The organism is Flavobacterium notoginsengisoli (assembly GCF_042686225.1).
GTDB lineage: Bacteria > Bacteroidota > Bacteroidia > Flavobacteriales > Flavobacteriaceae > Flavobacterium > Flavobacterium notoginsengisoli.
Genome location: NZ_JBHUOT010000031.1, coordinates 1 through 811 on the forward strand (window position 1 = coordinate 1; position 811 = coordinate 811).

General features: G+C 43.9%; 1 protein-coding gene. It reads left to right on the forward strand.

Features of this window, described 5'->3' with window-relative positions:
- Window positions 1-811 (forward strand): AMP-binding protein (locus tag ACFS3A_RS26720; protein ID WP_379828782.1); only part of this gene is annotated, 811 nt, incomplete at both ends.

Consider the following 811-nt stretch of genomic DNA (forward strand, 5'->3'; position numbering starts at 1 on the left):
ATCCGGTATCGGTGCTGTTGCTGGATGATCAGTGGGATTTGATCTGCGGTCATCCATCAGGTAAACCCGATACTGTATTGCTGCCCCATAATCTGGCCTATGTGATCTACACCTCTGGAAGTACGGGCAGGCCGAAGGGAGTGATGAATGAGCATAGGGGTATAGTGAATCGCCTGTTATGGACCCAATCGCATTATCAGCTAACATCTGAAGATACAATCCTTCAAAAGACTTCCTTTAGTTTTGATGTGTCCGTTTGGGAATTATTATGGGCTGTGATCTGTGGTGCTAGATTGGTATTTGCCAAGCCTGGAGGCCATAAGGATGCCGTTTACTTGAAAACTGTAATTGAATATTATAATATAACCACGATACATTTTGTTCCTTCGATGCTTGGTGTTTTTCTTGATTCGATAGAATTTGGGGATTGTATTGGTCTACGACGTGTTTTATGTAGTGGAGAATCCTTGCAGCTGGATCAGATCAATGCGTTTAGAAAAAAAATGAGAGATGTGGAATTGCATAATCTATACGGTCCTACCGAAGCTGCAATTGATGTCAGTGTATGGGAAGTCCCAATGGAAGATTCCTTGTGCGGTGTCTTAATTGGTAAACCTGTTGCCAATACAGGTTTATATGTTTTAGATCAGAACGGCCAGCTTTCACCAATAGGTGTAGCGGGAGAATTATGCATAGGAGGGATCCAGGTGGCCCGAGGTTACCTTAACCAGGAATCCTTGACGGCTGAAAAGTTTGTAAATAACCCCTTCAGGGACGGTGAACGTCTTTACAAGACCGGTGATCTGGCACG